Annotated in this window: 14 protein-coding genes; 9 read left to right on the forward strand and 5 right to left on the reverse strand. The window is 44.4% G+C overall.

Going from position 1 to position 16466, the window contains the following annotated elements; genetic code table 11:
• Positions 1–9: 9 nt before the first annotated feature.
• On the forward strand, positions 10–2715 hold the full coding sequence (locus tag MHI32_RS05085) for a discoidin domain-containing protein (protein ID WP_340011987.1): 2706 nt from the start codon (positions 10–12) through the stop codon (positions 2713–2715).
• 87 nt (positions 2716–2802) lie between these two features.
• On the opposite strand, the gene MHI32_RS05090 is transcribed toward MHI32_RS05085, so the two are convergent.
• The gene (locus tag MHI32_RS05090; RefSeq protein WP_340011988.1) at positions 2803–3867 is read right to left on the reverse strand and encodes a GNAT family N-acetyltransferase; all 1065 of its coding nucleotides are present in this window, start codon (positions 3865–3867) and stop codon (positions 2803–2805) included.
• A 194-nt stretch (positions 3868–4061) separates the two neighbouring features.
• Here MHI32_RS05090 and MHI32_RS05095 point away from each other — a divergent pair, with 194 nt between their 5' ends.
• A complete protein-coding gene (locus tag MHI32_RS05095; protein WP_076279908.1) occupies positions 4062–5540 on the forward strand; it encodes a potassium/proton antiporter in 1479 nt (492 codons plus the stop codon).
• Positions 5541–5727: 187 nt separating this feature from the next.
• Positions 5728–6183, forward strand: coding sequence for a Dps family protein (locus MHI32_RS05100; RefSeq protein ID WP_076129259.1), 456 nt, complete (start codon positions 5728–5730; stop codon positions 6181–6183).
• A gap of 94 nt (positions 6184–6277) precedes the next feature.
• Here the strand turns inward: MHI32_RS05100 and MHI32_RS05105 are convergent, their stop codons facing one another.
• Positions 6278–6982: an AIM24 family protein gene (locus tag MHI32_RS05105; protein WP_076129258.1), complete on the reverse strand. Its 705-nt coding sequence runs from the start codon at positions 6980–6982 to the stop codon at positions 6278–6280.
• Between the two features lie 49 nt (positions 6983–7031).
• Positions 7032–7499, reverse strand: a complete 468-nt coding sequence (locus MHI32_RS05110; RefSeq protein ID WP_076129257.1) for a hypothetical protein — start codon at positions 7497–7499, stop codon at positions 7032–7034.
• Positions 7500–7724: 225 nt separating this feature from the next.
• Between MHI32_RS05110 and MHI32_RS05115 the strand changes: the two genes are divergently transcribed.
• From MHI32_RS05115 to modB, 5 genes are all read left to right on the forward strand, one after another.
• Positions 7725–8411, forward strand: a complete 687-nt coding sequence (locus MHI32_RS05115) for a M50 family metallopeptidase (protein ID WP_076194197.1) — start codon at positions 7725–7727, stop codon at positions 8409–8411.
• 190 nt (positions 8412–8601) lie between these two features.
• Positions 8602–9288, forward strand: a complete 687-nt coding sequence (locus MHI32_RS05120) for a hypothetical protein (RefSeq protein WP_076185039.1) — start codon at positions 8602–8604, stop codon at positions 9286–9288.
• A 199-nt stretch (positions 9289–9487) separates the two neighbouring features.
• Complete coding sequence (locus tag MHI32_RS05125) at positions 9488–10453, forward strand: WYL domain-containing protein (RefSeq protein WP_340011989.1); 966 nt, start codon at positions 9488–9490, stop codon at positions 10451–10453.
• A 514-nt stretch (positions 10454–10967) separates the two neighbouring features.
• The gene (gene modA / locus MHI32_RS05130) at positions 10968–11756 is read left to right on the forward strand and encodes a molybdate ABC transporter substrate-binding protein (protein WP_076279906.1); all 789 of its coding nucleotides are present in this window, start codon (positions 10968–10970) and stop codon (positions 11754–11756) included.
• A 40-nt stretch (positions 11757–11796) separates the two neighbouring features.
• Positions 11797–12453: a molybdate ABC transporter permease subunit gene (gene modB / locus MHI32_RS05135; RefSeq protein ID WP_172628881.1), complete on the forward strand. Its 657-nt coding sequence runs from the start codon at positions 11797–11799 to the stop codon at positions 12451–12453.
• A gap of 377 nt (positions 12454–12830) precedes the next feature.
• On the opposite strand, the gene MHI32_RS05140 is transcribed toward modB, so the two are convergent.
• Positions 12831–13829, reverse strand: coding sequence for a helix-turn-helix transcriptional regulator (locus tag MHI32_RS05140; RefSeq protein WP_076279905.1), 999 nt, complete (start codon positions 13827–13829; stop codon positions 12831–12833).
• A 66-nt stretch (positions 13830–13895) separates the two neighbouring features.
• Positions 13896–14648 (reverse strand): polysaccharide deacetylase family protein, encoded by a 753-nt coding sequence (locus MHI32_RS05145; protein ID WP_340011990.1) that lies wholly within the window; start codon positions 14646–14648, stop codon positions 13896–13898.
• 274 nt (positions 14649–14922) lie between these two features.
• Here MHI32_RS05145 and dgt point away from each other — a divergent pair, with 274 nt between their 5' ends.
• Complete coding sequence (gene dgt, locus MHI32_RS05150; protein ID WP_038568916.1) at positions 14923–16332, forward strand: dGTP triphosphohydrolase; 1410 nt, start codon at positions 14923–14925, stop codon at positions 16330–16332.
• Positions 16333–16466 lie beyond the last annotated feature (134 nt).

The following is a 16466-nucleotide window of genomic DNA, read 5'->3' on the forward strand; positions in this document are numbered from 1 at the left end:
GACCTATGGATGGGAATAACGAGGAGAATATCTAATAGAAAAAATAAGATATCTGCAAACAAACCATTACTGTTATTACTAAAATTCGCCGCATTAACCGTCTTGTTTCTGTTGTCTGTCTCTGTCTTCGGAACGAATAGGACAAACGATTATAAGGTAGGTGCCAATATACCGAGACTATCTGCAGGAACTGATGCTGCAGCAGAAATACCGGATGGTACTGTGATCTGGAATCTGGGACAACATGATGGCTCAGCAGCTGAATTCGCTGCGAGTGGCACTTCTGGCAGCAAGAAGGAATTTAATGTTACTTCTTCGGTACTCAAATCATCGGCTCTTCAGAGCTTGCCTGCAGGCTTGAATGGAAAGACCCAGCCGGAATTAACGATCACCTATCAGCTAAATAAGATCCCGGAGAATGGGGTCTTATTTAGCGTAGGTATTCTGGATGCTTATAAATCCGTGCCGCAAATGAGTGTGTTCTCCAATCATCAATTGTCGGGAATCATTCAAATTGCGGGCGTTGCTGGCACAGAAAGCGAATATAACTTTCAAAAGACCTATGAATTATATATTCCCAAGGAGCAATTGAAGATAGGAACGAATGAATTGAAGCTGCAAACGTTTCGCTGTTTATATTGCAGTGACAAAGAAGACGAATATTCCTGGTGGACTTGGGATAATCTCCGTTTAGAATCTCTTAACGCTCCAATTTCTGAGCCTATCCATGGCAGCTATACACTGACGGGAACAGTAGTGAATAATAAACAATTTTATTTCGATGAAGGTGCAGTTACGCACTTGCCTTATGTTATCAAATGGCTAGGGATGGCTTATAGCGGGAATGTGATGCGTACTAGCTGTGCCAGTGATGTCGGGAGATCCTGCTCGGATATGATGGAATATTACAAGGTATTACAGGATTACAACATGCAGGCGGTTGCTTTGTATTTGCATACTGGTGATATTAAGCTTAAGGCAGATGGATCGTTGCCTGCTGACGCGGAGAAAAAGCTGACAGATTATTTTGAGCAATATAGCCCCTATTTTCAATATTATGAGGTAGATAATGAGCCGGGATTATTCAATCGTTCTAAGGCAGTGAACCTGGCGATTGCGGACTGGCTGAATAAAAAGGGCAAGCAAATCGCGCCCCATTTACAAACTGTTGCTCCGGGCTGGGCATATTGGCCGAGCTACAGTGAGGATTCTTGCGGTAATCAGAAGGGAACTGGGAAGGAATGTGGAGATCCGGATGGCTGGGAACGTGATCCAGAGCAACGTATGGAGCTGGAGAAGGTTACGGATTTGACCAATGGACATTCCTACGGCGACTCTTATATTTTTAGTAATGGAGGAAGCTTTACTGAGAATTTGAAGACCTTCACTGGCGCAGACAATGGACTCGGCAAAAAAATGCTGACCACTGAATTTGGTACCTCGGACAGTCATGTGGATGCCTATCAATACGGGGCAACGGAGCGGACAGCGGCTGTATTCGACCGGATCATGCGTGCACATATTGGTTATGCGGATATGTTTGTGCAGCATGCTGCTTTTTTTAAGGATTTCAGTTTATTCAAATACGGGTTTAATTTAGAAGAGCATGATCCGGCGACCACAGAGATTTATTATACAAAAGAAAATGAGGATTCACGTGTCAGCATCATGAGAAGGCTCAGTCTTGCCTATGCTACACATGGAGCTCCGCTAACTTATCAAATTGCCAACAAAGATGTGTTAGCCGACAAGCTGGTATATGTTCGGGCCGTGGATACTTCTACATTGAAGCCTCTTGCGGGAAGCGGAGCGACCTCAAATAAGGTGCTGGTTAATTTCGTTAACTTTGAATCTACTCCACAAACTGTGAGTGTAAATGTGACTATGCCGAAAAACGGGGTGTATGAAGGGGAACGTTTTGGAAACGGGGATACGTATGAAAAAGCAAGAAGTTATGTAACAGGTAAAAAGGCTACTCCTACGTTAACCTTTACGGAGACCCTTGCTCCAGGAGAGGCTGTGCAGTATATTTTGCAGCCTTCCTCTGAAGTAAAGCCGTCGGCACCTAAAGGATTCAAAGCCGCAGCAACAAAAGGTTTAGCTGTAAAATTAAATTGGTTGGAGGCACCAGGAGCAAGCTATGAGCTGCTTCGCGCTGAAGGTAGCGGCGGGGAAATGAAGGTGGTGGCCACCGATGTGAAGCTTACAGAATATACGGATCATAATTTACGTGAAGGGACGTTATATACCTACGCGGTAAGGGTATCCGGCTCTAATTTACTGTCCGATAAAGTTCAGATTACAGCCACTGGACTGGTTCCTCTGGATCGTACTAAATGGAAGGTATCCTCAAATGTGAATACGGCAGCATCAGCTCCTAGTCTGGCTATCGATGGGGATCGGCGCACGCGCTGGGATACGGGGAAACATCAGGTATCCGGAGAGTATTTTCAGATTGATCTGGGTGAAGCACATGAAATTGAAAGAATAGATTTGGATAGCACGTTATCACCGTTTGATTATCCAAGAGACTATGTAGTCTATATTTCTGACGATGCTCAAAACTGGAAAAAACTCACGTCTGGAAAAGGTACGAAAGAGCTTACTAAGATATCCTTTTCTAAAGTGAAGACGAGGTATGTCAAAATTGTACAGAACGGAGCCGGCGGGAATTATTGGTCTATTCAAGAGCTACAGGTGTACTCCAGAGAATAAGCAATTATTTGAATTTATATAACTGTTAATAGAGCATACTAAATAACCTCAGCGGGATCCTTCTCCCGCTGAGGTTATTTTTGTGCTTTAAATAAAATGGAGGCCTGACATATAAGGTAAAGGAATTGCCTCTGATTCCTCCAAGGAATCAGAGGTGCGAAGCGGGCTCGCTGGATCAAACAGCAGCGAGATCAGCTCCTTGTCGTCCACGGACGACAAGTCGAGGCTACGCTTGCGGCATACTTCCGTCTGCCGCAAAAGCGCTTCCCGGTCTGCGATGCAGACCGTCCCGCTGTTCGCGCCGGCGCTTAAGGAGGCGCCGGCGTCCCGCAGAAGCGCGAGCAGGCTGCGCTCCTGCCACGGCACAGGCACTTGCAGCGTGCCAACGCCGCTGCACATAGCCGCCTTGGCCAGCAACGCCGCTACCGCTTGCGGCTGGCCGGCCCATTCCACCGCCGTCGCTGGGCTCGGCGCCGGCACATCCGCCGCGGGCACAGCCATCGCGGCGAACCCCTCGATGCTGCCGTCCCGCACGGCTACGAGTGTGCGCTGGGACAAGCCCAGCACACCCGCGTAAGCCTCGGCACCCAGCAGCAGCGCCAGCTCACCCGGACTGTACACCTGTCCGGCTTCGCGTTCATTCAGCAGCCGGTTGACGGCGAAGAAGTCGCCCGGCTGCATTGGCCGCAGCGTCCATTCTTCCCCTGCTGCGGCAGCAAGTGCGTGAGCCGAGCTTGCGTTCAGCTCGGCCAATTGCGTACCGCCGAACGGTACGCATCCCGCTCGGGTATACAGCGAGCGGTCACCCGAGACAAAGATAAGCGATGCGCCGGCATTCGCAGCATGGGTCTGGCATAGCTGTAGAAGCTGACCGGCTAGTCCCTGTCCGCGATAAGCAGGATCTGTGCAAACTGCGCCGATGGAGAACACGTTCAGGAGAGCTTCTCCAGTGCGGATCGTGGAGGGCACTAATCCCATAAAAGCAGCGATGTTACCGTCCTCGGCAACGGCTGCATAAGAGTGAGTGTAACCAGGGCTAAAAATCAGCGGAAACAGCTCTTTCATAGAAGTGTCGCCAGCTTTACGAAAGATGGAATGGGCTAGAAGAGCGGCTTGCTCCAGCTCCGCAGGTTTAATTAATCTCAATTGCATATACAGTCAGCCTCCTTATATGTAAATACGAGTAGGGTAGAAAGGAATTATTTTAAGTATAAGCCCCAGCGGATGAAATCTTCAATCTTGCTTATATTATTCAATGTCTCAAAAGGAGGTGGATAAGGGTAATAACGTACATAAATAAGGAAGCTTATATTTTAAGCTAGAAGCGAAAGGGAAGTGAATAAACGGTGACCCAACTTGCAGATAATATCATATTATTGCTGGCAGCTCTCTTACTTGTAGGTGTGTTTTCCACCAAATTCTCCACTAAATTTGGAATGCCAGCTCTAGTGCTTTTCCTTGCTGCGGGGATGGTACTGAGTCAATTTATCTTTTTTAACAATGCTTCCTTAACACAAATGGCTGGGATTTTTGCGCTGGTTGTTATCTTGTTCGAAGGTGGGATGCAGACCAGTATTAAGGATATCAAGCCTATTATTCGGCCGGCATTATCCTTATCCACGGTAGGCGTATTGTTAACGACAGCTATCGTTGGGGTGTTCGCTAAGCTGATTCTTGAGGTGTCATGGGCAGAAAGTTTTTTGTTCGGAGCTATCGTGGGTTCGACTGATGCGGCTGCGGTCTTTTCGGTATTAGGCGGTAAGAATATTGACAAACGACTGACCTCGACACTCGAAGCGGAATCAGGCAGCAACGATCCTATGGCGGTATTTTTGACAGTATCGCTGATCGAATGGATTCAGCATCCGGATATGGCGATATGGGGACTTGTGCTGTCCTTTATATGGGAGATGGCAGTTGGTTTGGTGATAGGGATTGTACTTGGTAAAGTCGCAGTATATCTTATCAATCGAATTAACCTGGATTCTACGGGACTTTACCCGGTATTGGCAATTGGATTTGCTGTCCTAACCTACGGCTTATCTGCACTCGTTCATAGCAGCGGCTTGCTGGCTGTCTATGTAATGGGTCTTACCCTTGGCAATTCCGAGCTGATGTATCATCGAACCATTATGAATTTTAGTCATGGCTTTGCTTGGATGATGCAAATATTTATGTTTATATTGCTGGGTCTACTGGTATTTCCACAGGAGCTGGCAGAGGTGGCTTGGCAAGGTATATTGCTGTCCGTCATTCTGATGGTTGTGGCAAGGCCAATAGGAGTGTTTATAAGCTTGCTCTTTTCCAGATTCTCTATTCGTGAAAAAACACTAATTTCTTGGGCCGGCCTGCGCGGAGCCGTTCCAATTGTGCTGGCAACCTATCCGCTGCTAGCTAATCTTCCCCACGGCCGACTGTTCTTCAATGTGGTATTCTTCGTCGTGCTGACCTCAGCAGTGATTCAAGGAACAAGCATTTCACCGCTGGCTTCCCGGTTGAAGCTGGTGGGGCAAGAGGATTCAGCACAGCCATCCCTGATGGAGCTGGTCGCCCTTGGCAAGACGGATTCCGAGTTCAACCACATAGGAATTGAACCTTACATGCCCATTGCCGGGCAGAAAATCTCCGATATCGGACTGCCAGATGATATCTTATTTACTGCTATTATCCGGAATAAAAGCATTGTCACCCCCCATGGCAGTACCGTCATTAAGCCAGGGGATACTGTATATGTCTTAAGTCCAAAGAGCAAACGCGATGAGATGAGGGCTTTTTTCCGGAGTCAGAAAGGGAAGACGGCGGAGGAAAATATATCTTTGATTTAAGTCTAGAAAGAGGACGTTATCCAGAGTGTGACAGAGATAATAGGCGTTATAACAAAAGTTATGCTAGAATCGGCAACATGCAAATCTTCAGAGTGGTTGCAAAAAGCAAAAGGATGTGTTAAATTGTATATAGATTTAGAACGAGTCTAAATACAATATAATAAATTAACCATAGGAGGTTTTATTAATGACTACACAACTAAAGAGCCAAACTGAACTGCACGCTGCTTTGAACCGCCAGACCGCGAACTGGTTCCTGCTTGGGGTAAAGCTTCATCATTATCACTGGTATGTTAGCGGATCCCAATTCTTCACGCTGCATGAGAAGTTTGAAGAACTCTACAATGAAGCTGCTGGTTATGCAGATGATTTGGCTGAGCGCCTGCTTGCTATTGGTGGACAACCTGCCTCCTCTATGAAACAATATCTGGAGCTTTCCGATTTACAGGAAGCTCGTGGCGGCGAAGATGCCAAGGGTATGGTAATGGAGCTGGTTAGAGACTTTACAACTGTTTCTAAAGAACTGCAGGCTGCGATTGCTACTGCAGAAGAACTGGCTGATCAACCCACTGCGGATCTGCTGATTGGTATTAGAAGCAGCATTGAGAAACATGCTTGGATGTTGAATGCTTTTATCGCCTAAGACAACATTCTTATAAAGGATAGAACCACAAAGAGCGCCTGCGTATAGGATACGCATGGCGCTCTTTGTTTTGTTGTTTTACTGCTGAACACAACTATTTAATAAACACACCCCCGAAGGGAACTACCTCGCGTAGAAATCGTTTAACAATTCCATCATCGTTGTTATCTCTTTCGAATCGGCGGTTCTGACGTCCTGCCTGAAACAGCACAGGCCCGTGACCTGTCATCTTCCAGTGATAGCTCATATGCTGGCTAGCCAAATGGTTGCCGTAAACGGTGAGCTCCAGCTTGGCATTCTCAGGGTAGGCAATAATGCTGCCTGCATCGACATAAAGGGGGTTGGTCGGGTGCAGTACAGCTTCACAGACCGTACCCTCCGTCAGTATGCCAATCATGCCATTGCCCGAGAATTTCACTTTTACAATGTCCCGTGTAACGAGCACATTCTTCATGCTTAGCACTCGGGTCTCCAGTGAAATACCTATACTGTAGAAGAAGAGATGCTTAAAGTCGTACAGCAGATCGCTTTTGCCATCGAGCTGCAGGATTTTTATGCGATAGCCTGGTGGAAGGGCGGCGACGAAATGGCAAGGACCTGCCATATCGGAACGAATCAACTTTCGCTTGCGGTATATGCCCTTCACATCCATAAATCTGTCCGCTCGTCCTGAGGAAGGACCTTGATAAGCGATAATTTGTTGTGGATGGAGTACATGAACCTCTTCCTTCTCCTCAAGGGAGAAGGCTACGGCTTGTCCGCTTCCACTGTCGCTTTCATCTTGGATATCGATGTTCATAGTTCATCTCCCTCATGCTGTGACTGTGATCTTCAATGAATACGTAAGACTAACGCAGACGGTCGCCTTTTCGCGAACGGTAAAGCATGCTGAAACGAATAAAACGGATCAGTATAAAATAACCTAGGATTAGTCCAATCCCTGTAAAAATAGTCACTTTGATTTTATGATAATATTCTTCGCGTGCCGTCCGGTCATTTTTTAATTCATCAACCATCTGCGTTAGTTGGCGATTCTGCTCTTGTAGGCTTTCGTTCTGTATCCGGTAAGCTTCTATCTCCTGCGTGGTATTCGCGAGCTTATCCTTTGCCTGCTGAAGCTCTTCAGCGGTTTGCTGAAAACCTTCCTTTAATTCATTCACTTCGTTTGGCAGCTCGGAGAAATTTTTAACTCCATTATAGATATCACTGAATATATTAGCTTTTGCTACAGGAGCTGGCAGGCATACAGTAAGCGTCAGCAAGAACAGGAGCGAATATAACAGCTGTAGATATGCTCGGGATTTATGTTGCTTCATCTATATAATCACCACCCAATTTAGGCTTGTAGTTCTTTTATTTTAACACAGCTTGACAGCTTCTGACAGCGTACGCCATGGGACTGGTAATGCTTATAATGAAAGTAATTTTTACCTCCTTAAGGTTTTCGTTTACTCATTATTAAACACGATCAGTCCGTGATTATCTCGATTGAGAAGAGGTACTATTTATCGTATACTTTGGACGAAAGGGGCTGCTGTCGATTGAACAAATGGCTTAAAACAATATTGCTTCTGATCGGATCTGCTTTTTTGACTAGATTGATCCCATTTTCATCTTTGTTTCGGAATTTAGACACGATGATTCATGAATTTGGTCATGCTCTGATGACCTTACTACTGTCGGGTAGTGTGCTGAGGATTGAATTATACGCAGATCATAGCGGTGTAACCTATTCAGCTATTCAAGAAGGGGGCAAGGCAATATTAGTTTCCCTCTCGGGTTATTTGCTAGCCTCCTTATTTGCACTTCTGCTCTTCTATTTATACAGTAAGGGACGCCATGATTGGGGCCTTATCTTAGCTACGGGTGTGGCGTTGATTATGCTCCTGCTATACGTGCGAGGAAGCTTTGGCATGATGTGGTTGGGCGGATTTATTGCGCTAAATATTCTAATGCTGGTGGTTTGGAAGAAGGCCAGCAAATATTATTATTTGTTATTGGCCTTTTTAACCTTGGAGGAGTCTGTAATGGGAAGTTTATTTCTGGTATACGCGGCTGCTGTATCACCGTCCCGTGCAGGAGATGCCAGCAATCTGGCAAGAATGACTCCCATACCCGCTATATTTTGGGCTACACTGTTTTTTATATTTTCTCTGTTGTGTGCCAAATGGGCACTGGGACTATTTTTCAAGCGAGAGCGAATGCAGACTAAATTAGGGAGTCGATGAGAAAAAAACATAAAATTTTCGTCATAAATAGACAAAAGGAGTTGTTTTTACAAGAGTCAGTCTACTAAGCATGTAGAATGACTCTTTTTTTGTCGATAATATAGAACCGAACATACATTCCATGACATGGAGTTGTCCGCCATTATTGGTACATTAATAGAAGACCCAAAAAAAGAAAGAGGTGGAAATAATGATAGAAAGTATTCATCCCGTATTCACATGGAGTCAAAATCGTATTTTTGCAGGCGGCAATCGTAAGGTTATTTTGCTTGTCGAATGGAAAGGGAATATACCTGCAGAGCACAGCAGACCCAGCAGTTATAAAGTGGTTGCGCGTGAAATTGAGCTGCGAGTTTGGCTTGAACCCCATGTAACTTTTAAGCGTTCGTATGGGTGTGAGTTTGAAGTCGGTGAGGGCAGATCGCTACTTCTTAAGCTTGGCAAAATAAAAACGGGGCAACGAAAGTTTATTGCTTTGGAATTCAATATCTCTACTACTATTGCAGGTAGATATGAAGCTCTTTCCTTACAGTGGAAATATAAAAAGCCAACCGTAGAGCGTGTTCAAGAGCTTCCAGTAAAGGTTCTTGAGCTAGAATACACCCATCATACTCAGGTTCTGAGTGAAACCTGCTGCTTTCACGTAGAGAAACATCTGGAATTGTTAAAAACAGCTGAAACGATTGAGGAGGCAACCACGTTGCAAAATGAAGGACAACATAGTCAAGCTCATGAAATGCTTTGCCGTCACGCAGATAAATTACTATTACTAGCCGTGCGTTCTGGAGATCCTTTACTACTTAAAGAGGCCGAAATGTTGTATAAACAGATTGGATTCGAGTATCAGAAGCGGGGGAAAACTGCTACTGGAAATTGATATAGGACATACAACTAGAAGATGCATATTGACGAAAAAAGACCTATACATAAATTTGTTTTGTCAGCGGGTTCGGCGGAAAATAATCAGAAGAATTGTAATATAAAATGTGGTAACATAGTAAAAAAGTTCTATCACACTATTACTTTTTTTCATAAAATAATGGGTCTATTTAACCATAAATCAAGGGGAACTGAATATGACAGACCGATTAATCCGACTGATGCGCATTATTACACTTGTTCAAGCCAAGCCAGGGATATTAGCCCGTGAATTGGCGGAACGCTGCGGCAACAGCGAGAGAACGATATACCGGGATATGGACGCGCTTAGCGCCATGCATATTCCTATAACCCACCTTGGACATGGAAAAGGCTATGCTTTTATTGGCAATTTTGCACTTTATCCTTTGGATTGGTCGGAAGAAGAGGCGTCTGCGTTTTCGCAACTACGCTATATTATGGAAGATATTAAACCCGTTCTGCCTATCGATTTTGAAGGCGCTTATGAAAAAGTAGTTGCAGCTGAATACAAGCGAAAGGCGGAGCGGGAAGAAACGATAGAACGTGCAAGAAGAGAAGCAGGTACAAGCTGGTTGGAAAGAAGCGGTGCACAGATGGAGCATCAATCTTTTTTAACACCTATATTGGAGGCTTTATTAAAGCAGAGGAGTATTCAAGCGAATTATTGTGAGAATGCAGTGGAGGAGAAAGAAATAACCATTGATCCTTATTGTTTAGTCCCACTGGAAAATCGTTATCATCTCATTGGATTTTGCCATCATCAGGGTGTTATTCGTACATATCATATCAACGATTTTTCAAACGTGAAGCCACTAAACCGCTGCTTCTCAAAGGAATCATTTGATTTGCAAGCTTTTATGAAGCAAAAATGGTCACTTGACCGCGACAGTTTGCAGGTAGAGTTTAAAGTGAAATTTTCGGAGCGAATCATGGAAGGGCTTAAGAGAGAGGATATGCCCTATAAGCCGAATAAAGTAGACCGTCAAGCTCGGTGTTGTTATTTTAAAGTCGCGTTGGAACAAGATATTGCGTTTGTCCGCTGGATTAAGAGATTCGAAGAGGATGCTGAAATCATAGAGCCGTTATATTATCGTGAAGTGCTCAGGCAGCAGTTGGAGAAATGGATATCACAATATAAATAAGATGGATTCTCACCTTCAAATGAAATATTCGTTTACATATATTGTTGCAAATCAAAAATTATAGAATATTTCTCTTGTTTGGTGAGTCTTTTTATAATATCATCATACATTAAATAACATAATTATAATTTACAGGGTTATTTTTATCCTCGAATTTGACCTTTGTTCAATTTTATATAGAAGAAAAGTATTCTCAAGATTCATTTGATTCTTAAAAATGAATATATTAATCCGGGTGAGGTTCCTGGGGGAGTGGATTATCCATTATGTTGAATGTACTGGGCTTTAACGTGAAGAATTAATATCATTCGTGTTAGGTGTCTTTGCAGCCCTATTTAGGGGTGTCAGAGGCATCTTTTTTGTGTGCAAAAAGCCAAAATCATCGTTGTATATTGTCTAATTATAACAATATATAACTAAACATATACAAACACAACTGTACTTATAGAAAAACGAAAAACTGTATGCTAGAATAGCATCTAAATATATACATACGAAATTGGGAGGAATGGAAATGTTTAAGAAATGGGCACTCTCCGTGATGGGGATATTGGCAATCCTTCTGGTTGTGAATTTATCTGCAGGTTCAGGTGTAGAGGTGCAAGCAGCCACCAAGAAGACCGAAATTATTGTTTCCGCAGCGGCTAGTTTGCAAGACAGCCTGGATAAGATTGCTCTCCTTTATGAAAAGAAACATCCCGATATTGATTTGGTTTTTAATTATGCAGCATCCGGCACTCTGCAAAAGCAGATTGAGCAAGGGGCCCCGGCGGACCTGTTCTTCTCTGCAGGTGATAAACAGATGAATGCACTGGTGGAAGGTGGACTTATCTCCGATCATAAGGTTCTGCTTAAGAATCAATTGGTTGTAGTTGTACCCTCAGATTCAAAGGTCAAATTAACTACGATTACTCAGCTTACGGATAAAGCTTTTAAGAAGGTGGCAGTGGGACAGCCTGAATCTGTGCCGGCGGGTCAATATGCTCAGCAATCGCTGGCAGCGAAAAAGGTATGGGATCCGCTGCAAAGTAAACTCGTATTCGCCAAGGATGTGCGTCAGGTTCTCTCTTATGTAGAAACAGGAAATGCCGATGCCGGTTTTGTCTATAAGACAGATGCGCTTACTTCAAAGAAAACTAAAATCGCTTTGACGGTCGGTCCACATGTACACAAAGTCATTAATTATCCGGCAGGCATCGTGAAGAGCTCGAAGAATCAAAAGGCAGCTAAGGAGTTGTATAGTTACCTTCAGAGCAAGGAAGCTAATGATATCTTTGTAAGTTATGGCTTCCTGCTTCCTTAAATAGAAATTAAGAGTAGAAGCGGGTGGAATAAGGTTGGAAATAAACTGGACTGATTTCTTCGCCCCGGTATGGCTTTCCGTAAAAATATCTGTGATTACCAGCATTATTGTATTCATTTTGGCAACAGCTGCTGCGAAGGCCATGGCAGGCCGGAAGTTTCCCGGCCACAGCTTGGTAGAGACTATAATGCTGCTTCCGCTCGTTTTGCCGCCGACGGTCGTAGGATTTGTGCTTTTAGTTATTTTAGGCCGACGAAGCTGGATCGGCAGATGGTATGAACAGATGACGGAGCAGACGATCCTGTTCACATGGGGGGCAGCGGTTATCGCTGCTGTAGTTGTAGCTTTTCCACTCGTATATCGCACAGTGAAGGCGGGTTTCGAAGGGATAGAAGCAGATCTTGAAGATGCAGCGCGGGCACAAGGGGCAAGTGAACTGCAGGTACTGCGCTATGTCACGCTGCCGCTTGCGGGCCGGTCGCTGGCAGCTGGTTATGTTCTTGGCTTTGCCCGCGGTCTTGGGGAGTTTGGCGCTACCATCATGGTAGCTGGCAATATTCCGGGCCGTACGCAAACCTTACCCACAGCGATCTATGTTGCGGTAGATGGAGGCAATATGACGCTCGCGTGGATGTGGGTATGCTCAATTATTGTTATTTCAGCCGCTATGCTGATGTTTGTGAATCGGCGTTCTTAAAAAACACCAGACAGCGATTCTCCGGTTATGGGAGAGTTGCTGTCTGGTGTTTTGGGTTTGAAGCGGGCGGTGGAGCAGATGCTGAGCAAGTGGAAACCCGGCGACTTTGATGCAGCTTTTAGCGCCGCCAAATTTTGATGGAGTCTGTGAGTTAACTGCATTCTATACAGTTATTCGGTCTGCATAAGGGAACGTTCTAACTTTAATTGTATTCTATACAACTAAAACGCGAAAAATCACCTATGAGGTAGTAAATCAAAAGAAATAGGTGTACCAAATACAGTTATATCTAATTTGCTAGTTGTTCGAAGTAATATAGTTGTACGAAATACAGTTAAACGCTTCTGCAGATTGCTTCCTTCTTCTGTCTGCGACCATTAAGTCTCATAAATAATCGTCCCAGTTTCCGTGAGATCATATCCGTGAATGGATCCAAGCTCACTCTGGAAGGCTGGTGAACGCAAAATATCAATCACGGCAGCGATCCATTGCTCATGCTCCGGTTTTTTTATCATCACCAGGTCGTAGCACTCCTGAATCATAGGAATAAAATCAACGCCGTCGACAATCTTGGCGGCTTTCTCGGTGCCGATGGCTACATCAGCTTCTCTCCGGGCCACTTTACCGGCAACTGCCAAATGGCTGTTCTCCTCGTTCATATAGCCTGATAGGCTGGCTGCTGGAATGCCATGCAATCGAAGCTGTTCATCCAATAATACGCGTGCACCTGAGCCTCGTTCTCTATTGATCAGCGTGAGTCCATCCTGCTCTAAGTGAGACCATTCCTGAATACCTCTGGGATTCCCTTTTTGTACGTATAAACCAGCACTTCGGGTTAGCAGGCGAACTACAACATAAGAACATCCGACGAGTATTTTACGGATATAGGGTAGGTTGTATTCTCCAGTATCCCCGTCGAGTAAATGTGTGCTGACAATGTCCGATTCCCCTTTATACATGGCAATCAGGCTGTCTAGACTTCCGGCATAAGAACGAAGAGGACGTTCAGTAGGCAGAGCCCGTTCTAAATAGGTAGCTAGAATATCCAGTGACATATCCTGACCTGTAATCACCAAGCTGTGTCCTACAGCTTTAAGGTGAGGAGATTGTGCTGGCATTTGAGCTGGATTTGTACCGGAAAAGGCCAAGGGGATTGCTGGTGGAGTCTGGCCCATTATAGTAGTAGGGTTAGCGGTAGACACCCCACTCCGTGTATTTTGTTTGTAGGCTTCTAAATCGGATTGATCCACGCGCATTTGTTTTCCTACACGGTAGGAGGGGAGCTCCCCTTTTTTTATTAGATCATATACTTTTAATTTTGATATTTTTAATAAGCGGGCAATTTCCTCTGTCGTATAGGATGTATTATCGGACATCACAAAAGCCTCCAGAACTTCATATTAGGACAAGACTACCCTATTTTGAAGTCCTGTGCAATTAGGCTATTGTTGTTTCCCAGCCTGCTGTGTACTGGATAATTTTATCAACTCAGAGACAGTGACAAATCGAAAGCCTTTCTTTTCTAATTCGGGCAAAATAATTTTAAGCGCTTCTCTAGTTTGTGACTGCCCGTGCACATGATCATGAAACAGAACGATGTCTCCATTACGTGCATTTCGAATGACCTTGTTCGAAATACTGTATACCCCTGGGCGATTCCAGTCACGTGTATCTTGATGCCAGGACCATAATATTGGCTTCAAGCCCATATTGTTAGACAGATCTACTAAGGTCTCGTCATACATGCCGCCTGGTGGTCTGAAGAGTGAACTATGTTTACCGGAGACTTTTATAATCTCTTCTTCGGTCAATTTTAGCTCCTGCTCAAATTGGGCTTCATTAATAGGTCTTTTAAAATAAACGTGATTGTAGGTATGGTTAGCTAATTCATGCCCCTCAGCAATCACTCGTTTCGCTACCTCTGGATAGGCTGCAATTCTTTTTCCTATCGCAAAAAAGGTGCATTTCGCATGGTATTGATTCAATACCTTTAAGATTTGATCGGTTTCAGTAGGGTCAGGACCGTCATCGAACGTCAATGCAATCACTTTTTGGTTAGTATGTACTTCCCAAATCATGTCTCCTCTTTTTTCGTAGTAGTCGCGGTTTTTGCTTGGACTGCCTAGAGCAGAGGTCGTGAAGCATAAAAAGAGTGTAAGGGTGATCATCATAATTTTGCTGCGAGTTTTCATCATTTCACCTGTTTTTTTTATTTTAGAGTGCTCCTTTTGGGGGTCGGTATATTCATAGTTTAAGTTTTGTATAGACAACCAGTCTTTTTTGGTGCTCTTTCTTCTTTCTACTATCCTTCATGTACAGGTTATGAGATTCATTTTGGCTTCTGATGATTACATAGTTATCGACATGCCCGTTTATAATTAAATTAGCTTTGTATTTTGATGTGAAAATAGTTATGAAAATGCCTTATAATGAAGTACTATATACAGACATTTGGTTAGGGGTGGGAATATGACACTTATTGAAAAAAGAGAACACCGGCAATATCCGGAGATTACCCGCCTTGAAACGTCGAGAGCTGCTTATGAGCGTGATTATTCACGCCTGATTCATTCGCCTACTTTCCGTAGGCTACAAGGTAAATCACAAGTATTCGGAGCAGGGACGGGTGATTATTACCGTACGCGTCTGACTCACTCACTTGAAGTTGCGCAGATTGCCCGTGAGGCGGCGAAAAGTCTGCTGCGATCGTATCCAGAAGTGGAAACCACTAAGGCGGAGAATCCGGGTCTTGTTATCGATCCAGAGGTAGTGGAATGCGCAGCTATCGCTCATGATTTTGGCCATCCTCCCTTTGGACATAAAGGGGAAGAAGTGCTGGATAATATTTTGGAACAGCTTATTGAAAAGAAAACTAACGAAGCTGCGCTGCAATCAGGCGCAACGGGTGTGGATCGGCTGCTGATCCATGAGCAGATGAAGCAACGTTATGAGCATTTCGAAGGCAATGCCCACAATTATCGGCTGATTATGTTTCTGGAGAAGCGTGAAAATATTGATGGCCTAAATCTGTCGGATGCTGTGCTGCTAGGCATAAATAAGTATCCTTTTCCCGGCACCTCGCTGAAGAAGGGGATGTACCTGCACGAATGGGGATATATTTCGGAGATCCGCAAAGAGTGGGGAATACCAGCAGGTAAGAAAACGTTGGAGGCTCAGCTTATGGACCTTTGTGACGATATCGCTTATTCTGCACATGATCTGGAGGATGGGATTAAAGCCGGAAAGATTGAAGTGCATGAACACTTTATGCATGATTCTTATATCCAACGGTTAATCGTGGAGAAAATCACCACGCTCGAGGATTTCTTCTGGAAGGGCTGGGAAGAGGAAGGCATTCGCGCGAAGGTCGAGGAAGTGCTCAGTTCATTTCTTCGGGTTTGGAAGGAAAAAATGCCAACCTGTGAAAACGACTATTCCCGCACTCGACGTGAAGTTAAGGCTTATTGGGTAAGTACCTTTGTCGCAAGCTTGGGAGTGATCCAAGATGGAGACTGGAAGAAGGTCACCTTTATAAAGGAAGGAAAAGAAGATGAAGATATGCTGCGGACCGTCAGTGTGTTGAAAAGCTTCGCATGGGTCACTATGATCCGTGATTTGCGTGTGCAGCGGCTGCAGAAACGTAGTGAGTGGATTTTGCGCCGACTATGGGGAGCATTTCTGGATCCACAGACCTCTAAAGCCATTATTCCATCGGATTGGCTGCAGCGCTTTGAGAAAGATCAGAAGCAGGCAAAGCCGATTTGGACTTGGGAGCATATGGTGATTGATTATATCGCAGGGATGACTGATGCTTTTGCAGAGAAAATATATAATGAGCTGTACGGACTGAAAGTCGGCTCGATTTATGATTTGGATTAGAGGCTCTTAGACAAGTAGTCCCTGCTGTTCATTTAGATCATCTAAATGAACAGCAGGGGCTATTTTTATAAGGATTATTGATTTAAATACCACTCATATGCAGTTTTTTCAAGATTAACCACAAATTCTTCTTT

The organism is Paenibacillus sp. FSL H7-0690, from assembly GCF_037980415.1.
In the GTDB taxonomy this organism is placed as follows: Bacteria; Bacillota; Bacilli; order Paenibacillales; family Paenibacillaceae; genus Paenibacillus_AQ; species Paenibacillus_AQ odorifer.